Source organism: Gynurincola endophyticus (assembly GCF_003991195.1).
Classification (GTDB): domain Bacteria; phylum Bacteroidota; class Bacteroidia; order Chitinophagales; family Chitinophagaceae; genus Gynurincola; species Gynurincola endophyticus.
This window is the reverse complement of record NZ_RCWL01000008.1, coordinates 250,210-257,654: the sequence shown is the minus strand read 5'-3', so window position 1 is coordinate 257,654 and position 7,445 is coordinate 250,210. Positions and strand designations below refer to the sequence as shown.

3 protein-coding genes are annotated in these 7,445 nt (G+C 37.1%); all 3 read right to left on the bottom strand.

Features of this window, described 5'->3' with window-relative positions; all coding sequences use genetic code 11:
• Window positions 1-98 precede the first annotated feature (98 nt).
• Window positions 99-4,106 (bottom strand): DUF5977 domain-containing protein, encoded by a 4,008-nt coding sequence (locus D9O48_RS15190; protein WP_126973835.1) that lies wholly within the window; start codon window positions 4,104-4,106, stop codon window positions 99-101.
• Window positions 4,107-4,340: 234 nt separating this feature from the next.
• Complete coding sequence (locus D9O48_RS15185) at window positions 4,341-5,585, bottom strand: PQQ-dependent sugar dehydrogenase (RefSeq protein ID WP_126973834.1); 1,245 nt, start codon at window positions 5,583-5,585, stop codon at window positions 4,341-4,343.
• 67 nt (window positions 5,586-5,652) lie between these two features.
• The gene (locus D9O48_RS15180; protein WP_126973833.1) at window positions 5,653-7,329 is read right to left on the bottom strand and encodes a glutamine--tRNA ligase/YqeY domain fusion protein; all 1,677 of its coding nucleotides are present in this window, start codon (window positions 7,327-7,329) and stop codon (window positions 5,653-5,655) included.
• Between the last annotated feature and the right edge of the window lie 116 nt (window positions 7,330-7,445).

The following is a 7,445-nucleotide window of genomic DNA, read 5'->3' as shown; positions in this document are numbered from 1 at the left end:
AATAAAGAAGATAATAAACTTTTATTCGATAACATATAAGAAGGTTGAAAGAGTTTAGGATAAAAAATCACTTCATAATCATTCTAAAACGAAATTCACTACTGAGCTTCTTCCGCACACATGAAAGGTCTTATTTCATAAAAAGGTGTACTCCACGACATATCACTAAACTGATACACAAACCAATACTTATACTTATTAGTTTCCGGATCAAACTCACAATCTATTTGCACTACTACTCCCATTTCACAAGTGTTGTTTACACAGCGCCGATGATTACCGGTACAATTTGCAGGAGTACATATAATTTTACAAACACCATTGGCATTTGCGTAACTCTGTCCATTTCTTCTCACTTCATTTTCAGCAAAATAATTAGCAGTTTCTTTTCCAGCTGCTGAACGGAAAGTATTAGCAGGTACTACATACAAAACAGAGTCAGCGATGTAACCGGCAGGACAGGATTTTAAAAAATTCTTCGATTGTTCATCATTATACCACCAGCAACTTGCCATCGTATTGGCATGAATAACACCGATAGAATCTAAATGATGTAGCGCATAAGCGTTTGCCTGCTCTTTACTGACATAAGACCTGATTAATCCGGTAGGAACAGTTATCAAAACACTATCTGCAATAGCTCCGGTGTCACAATTAGTTCTTACAAAAAACTTAGAGATAGAATCATTTAAATAGGTGGTGAGGCCGGAGCAATCTTCCAATTGTCCGTTCAGCGTATAACAATATCTCTTTAAAACATTGCCTTTTTCATCACTGATCAATGTAACCCGGCGATCCTGATCATAGGTATAAGAAACTTTTTTATCGTTCGCATCGATAATATCTTTCACCCCTACTCCGGGAATATAAGTGTACGTTTTCATCAATGCATTTACAGGATAGAATCTTACTTCATCAATATGCCCGCTCAGATTGATCAGATAAGTATTGCCGGAAACTGTAACATTACCGGAAACAAAATTCCAGCTATTACTTTGATATCTCCAATAGCTTAAAACATACGTGCCGGGATCAAGATTTGTTAATTGAATATTGATTCCGTTTAAAGAACTTTTAAAACCTGCATAAGAGTTTACTACAGCACCGGTATCCTCAAAAGAAGTATAGAATAAATTCTTATAGTTTGCATTGGTAACTTCTGCTATCGGAAGCTGATTATTATAACCCCATATATAAGCCGAAGGAATATCATTTTCTTTCTGTACTTCCAGCACATTTCCATTATGACTATACTTGTTATAATTAATCTGTTTTTGAAGCGTATCATTTGGGGATGCCCTGAAATAAGCTGAAGATGGAAGAATCAAAGAGGGCTTACCACTAACGGCCTGATATTCATAGGCAGATTCCTGTAATAATTGTCCATTTTTATAACTGGCTAAATGAACCGGTTCATTAATTTCATTAAAGCCAACCTTCTGTACATAAATAGGATCAGATGGAAAGTCGGTTGGATAACTGGTAACTAGTGTAGCGGTGTCATTTGTATTATAGATTGTTCTTGCTACTGAAGGGCTATTATTGTTGTATCCGTTATAATCATATTCGGTAACAGTGACCATTTGAGTTCCGGCTGTATCATACACTTTATTAATAGTCTTCGTTTTTCTGATAGAAGAGGTAAGATAAAAATATTGAATTACGTTAAAAGCTTTAAATGAAATCTGAAGATTAGTAGGACCGAAATACAATGGTTCATAGTTTCTGGTAACTACTAAATTTCTCACCGATGGTTTAGGAACCGGAACAGATTCATAAACATCTTCTGTTTCTGTTAAAATATTAAATGCCGAATCGAAAGTTCTGACTTTCGATAACCTTCCATTTATTTCTGCATATTGATGCGATGGTAGTACCATGGGTACATCATTTCCATGAAATGCCATACCTCCGTTTCCGTGGCCGGGTCCATAAAATGTATATTCGGTACCTCCATTTTCAAAGTTTGGAGCATCCGACTGTGTCATGGCAGTATAAAAAACAGGGCTATTACCAAAAATAGAATAATCATTCAAAGTGGACGAAGTTAATTGGAAATAGGTACATACCACATCGAGTTCAGCAGGGTCACAAATTAAGGACTGCTGAAACATGGTTATAAAATCAGCCTGGGGAACCGCAATGCCGGAAGTTAAGGGCCAGTTACCTACATGAGAATATTTATAAAAATTCGATCTTACATAATTACTTTCGTCATAATATTTAATCTCTTTAAGCCTTATACCGGGTTTATCTTCATTTTGCAATACATAATTAGTTGTAGTAGAAGTATCATTATCATACTGAAACTGTACATAAGATTCTGTTTCAGCATCATTACGATGTCTGATGGCGTAATAATAGTAATAACCTGCCTCCAGAGATTTAGTAATCACTACAGGATTGGGGTTATTTTTTCTTGTCATTTGAAAACTATCTACCACCGAGCCATTCTTGTAAAGAATGAAAGTTGCCACACGTGATAAAGAATCAGTTACACTCTCCGGATATTTAGGATTCGTATGCAGGCTGATCGTTACATTCTGGCTGATCAGTAAAAAAAAGTCAGGTCCGATTTTATAATCAGGATCGTATCCGTATAAGGAAGAATGCAAATAATTACTCTTTACTTTAGGAGCAGCAACATATCCGCTGAAAACATTTCCCTCGTACAGGTATTCTTCCAATTGTCCGTTGGGATATTTAATACTTTTCAAAACCCCTTTCACTGCATCCGAAAATGAAGGTCTCCTATCTGAAGTATAGTACCCCGGATTATAAATTTCATGGTACGATAATAAATTATTATTTGACTTTCCATTATAAAATCCTGCATAATCCTGTGATTTCGTATAAGGAAGTGCTGAGTTTTCCAGATCGTAATACTCAATATGATATACCTGATCCTCCAGGTTATTCTGAACCATACCGGAAAAATCACCATACTTCTCAGTTAATGTTGTTAGAAAATACCTTTTATAATGTGTATTTGCCGGTGCAGGCCTGAAAGTATAATCCAGGCCATATGATTTTAATATACCAGAATAATAATTGCTTATACTGACAAATCTCAGTTTCACTTCTCCCGAAGCATCCCCTACCGGATCATAGGAAAAACTAACCCGGTCACCATTACTGGAAACGATAGAAGTAATGTAATAAGTCGTATAATAGGTAGTGGTGATATGATTAGTTGCAACTCCACCACCATAACTCGGACAAGTACCGCAATGTGAAGGCACGATGTTGGTGTGTATTGCCGGATTGGCTATATAGGTTTGAGTTTGAGCACTGATGGATTGCGTATTTATACTGCTATAACTTAAAAGGATTTCATCCCCTTTATTATTGGATATCTTAAAAAGAAAAAGTGCACTATAAGCATTTCTGAAACGATTCGCTCCGGACTGAGCACTTGTTGAATTTATTTTTTCCTGAAAACTTCCTCCATAATGGTAACTCGTACCATCAGGTGTAGTTATAACAATTATCTGCCTGCCCAGCTGAGCCTCTATTTTTAAATCAAAATTTTCAGTCATCAATGCCTTATCCAACGTATCAAAAACAAATTTTCCGGAATATCCCGCTACAGAAAAATTGTATTCATCGTATTGAGTATCTGCAAAAGGCAAATCGTCACTTAAATTTTTAAAAAAATCGTAATTCTGAACAGTAAATTCAGAAAGACTATTTTCAACATTTATATTGTATACAAAATTACTGGACTCATCAGGTAAACCTCTGATGGTTCTCGAAATAACGGAAGAAGCATTTAAACTCCATCCATAACCTACCCTTGAAACACCCTCATCTACTTTATTACCCTGACTGAAATAAGCAAGTGATACAGGCAGGTTAATACTGCCTGCCTGAACAGTATAAAGAGGTATATCAACACTTACCCCGCCGGTATTTTTTTGAACACTTCCGTAAGCTGCCTGTAAGATAGAAGCAGCATCCGGTGAAGGAGGAATGACAGAGTTATAAATTGGTTTTATAGGTAAACTGTTTTCATTATCAATTGGAACCTGGGAAAATACATTAGTATTTATAAAACAAAATATTAAATAAAAAGTACTTACGAGTTTAGGTAAATATGAATTCATGAAGCTTAATTATACACTAAACCTATTTAATTAAACCTACAAATTAACTTTCTCTGCTTATTTTCATCTCACTTTAAATATTAACTTACCACACAATAAGTAGTTACTACTAATCTACTCTAAAAAAGATTGCAATTAAGTATAAAATCTATCTTTAACATATTACCACCACGTACTATATATAATAAAAAAACCTCAGGTTTTATTCCTGAGGTTTTCAATATATTATTCTGATTACTTTCCTATTTTGTATAAACGGCCATAATCAGTCACCGCATATAAGTTTCCGTCTTTACCTACTATGATATCGCGGAATCTTTGTTTTTCATCTGCCAACAAACGTTCCTCACCTACCACTTTTCCGTCTTTTAAAACCAGACGTGTTACATGCGGCAGATTTAAGCTGGCAATAAACAAATCGTTTTTCCATTCAGGAATAGTTGTTCCGTTATAGAAAGTCATACCGCTCGGAGAAATTACCGGATCCCAATAATAGATCGGTTGTTCCAGACCGTCTTGTTGGGTTTTACCCGGTTGAACGATATCACCACTGTATTCAATACCATATGTAATTAACGGCCAGCCATAGTTTTTACCGGCTTCTACTTTATTCAGCTCATCTCCACCTCTGGGTCCGAATTCGTTGTTATATAATTGTCCGGTTTCAGGATGGAATGCAATGCCCTGAACGTTTCTATGCCCCCATGAATATATTTCAGGCAGGAAAGAAGGGTCGTTTAAGAACGGATTACCGGCAGCGGGTTTACCATCGGTAGTAATTCTGATAATTTTTCCTAACCCCGATTTTTTATCCTGAGCCAAAGGACGTGTTTCAATATCTGATCGCTCACCGGTAGTAATTAATAAATTACCTTGTTTATCAAATAATAATCTACCGCCATAGTGTAATGTACCGTTATGATCAGGCATTGCACGGTAAATAACCGTTACATTCTCAAGCGATTTTTCATCATCTGATAATCTTGCTTTTGCAAAAGAGCTCAGGTTACCTTTTCCGTATTTTTCAGAGAATGCAAAGTATACCATACGGTTAGTGGTAAAATTGGGGTCTAGTGCAACGCCTAATAATCCACCCTGGCCGCGCGCATCTACTTCCGGAACATTTTTAATGGCGTCTGATAGCTGACCGTCAGAAAAAACAATTTTCATCGAGCCACCTTTTTCAGTAACGAAAAATCTTCCGTCAGGCATTTGAGCAATACCCCATGGTTTACTTAATTTATCGGTTACTACAGAGTGTTGAACAGCAAAAGGTGTTTTCACTCCGTTGATACGAGTTTGTCCTTTAAATGCCGGCTTATATTCCGAGTTTGCCGCTTTGGTTTCAACCGGAGGCAATGTGTCTAAAGAAGAACCCATTTCTCTGCCGTTTTCTTCGCGTGCAGGTACAGGTCCGTCATTGCAGCTCATCATAGAGATTGAAAGAATTCCTGCAAATTTTAAGATAGTTAGTTGCATAAGCTGTAAAATTATTATCTAAATATAATTTATTTAAAACGAATGGCGCGAAGATCGCGCCATTTTACTATTTTTTTTGTTCTTTAGCCCAGGCATCTTTTAATGTTACTGTTCTATTAAAAATCATGCCTTCAGCAGAAGTATCTTTATCCAGCGTGAAGTATCCTTTTCTCAAAAACTGGTAACGTTCATCAAAAGTGGTATTCTTTAATGCCGGTTCGGCGTAAGCACCTTTAATTACGTGCAATGAATCTTTATTGATATAATCCTTAAAATCCCCCTCCTCAGACTGTGGATCTTCAGCGTTAAACAATCTGTCGTATAATCTTACTTCACAGTTGATTGCATGCGGGATACTTACCCAATGCAGTGTTCCCTGTACTTTTAATCCGCTGGTATCAGATCCTGATTTTGATTCAGGAATATAAGTACATTTCAATTCTGTTACTTTACCGGTTTCATCTTTTACCACTTCATTACATTGAATGATGTAAGCGCTTTTCAAACGCACCATTTTACCAGGAGCCAGCCGGAAGAATTTTTTAGGCGCTTCTTCCATGAAGTCTTCCTGTTCGATATACAATTCTCTGGTGAAAGGTACTTCTCTTACCCCTCCATTCGGGTCTTCAGGATTGTTTTCACTATGTAATACTTCAACTTCCCCTTCAGGATAGTTCGTAATAGTTACTTTTAAAGGGTCAAACACCACCATTCTTCTTAAAGCCGTTTTGTTCAGGTCTTCGCGGATACAAAACTCTAATAAGGAAACATCTATGATATTTTCTCTTTTAGCAATACCGATTCTATCACAGAAATCCCTGATAGACGCAGGCGTATAACCTCTTCTTCTCAACCCTGAGATAGTCGGCATACGCGGATCATCCCAACCTGATACATGTTTTTCATTCACCAACTGTAAGAGTTTACGTTTACTCATTACCGTATAGTTCAGATTTAAACGTGCAAACTCATATTGGTGTGAAGGATATATTTCGAGTTGTTCGATAAACCAATTATACAACGGTCTGTGAGGAATAAACTCCAGCGTACAAACCGAGTGGGTAATATTTTCAATACTATCACTCTGACCATGAGCAAAATCATACATCGGATATACACACCATTTATCGCCGGTGCGGTGGTGATGCGCATGTTTAATACGATAGATAATCGGATCGCGCATATGCATATTCGGAGAGGTCATGTCAATTTTGGCACGCACCACTTTTGCACCGTCGGGATATTTACCGTCGCGCATTTCTTCAAACAATTTAAGGTTTTCCTCTACACTTCTGCCGGCATATTCATTACGCACACCAGGAGTGGTGGGAGTTCCTTTTTGCTGAGCAATTTCATCGGGTGTTGAATCGTCAACATATGCCAATCCTTTCTCAATTAATTTAACAGCAAAAGTATATAGCTGGTCAAAATAGTCAGAAGCATAAAACTCGTTTGCCCACTCAAATCCCAACCATTGTACGTCTTCTTTGATACTGTCTACATACTCGGTATCTTCTGTTACCGGATTGGTATCATCGAAACGAAGATTGGTTTTGCCACCGTATTTGTTTGCCAAACCGAAATTCAGACAAATACTTTTGGCATGGCCAATATGCAGGTACCCGTTCGGCTCCGGGGGAAACCTGGTTATGATAGACTTGTGTTTACCTGAAGCCAGGTCTGCCTCTATGATTTCCTCAATAAAATTGAGTGATTTTTCTTCTTCTTTTTTAATCTCTGACATATTTCGCGCTTTAGTACAAAGAAGCCACGGGACATTCCGTGGCACCTCTTACAAAGTTACAATTTTCTTGCCTGTTTTAAATAAAAAACCACAGATTCAGGGAGATAAATGCGATC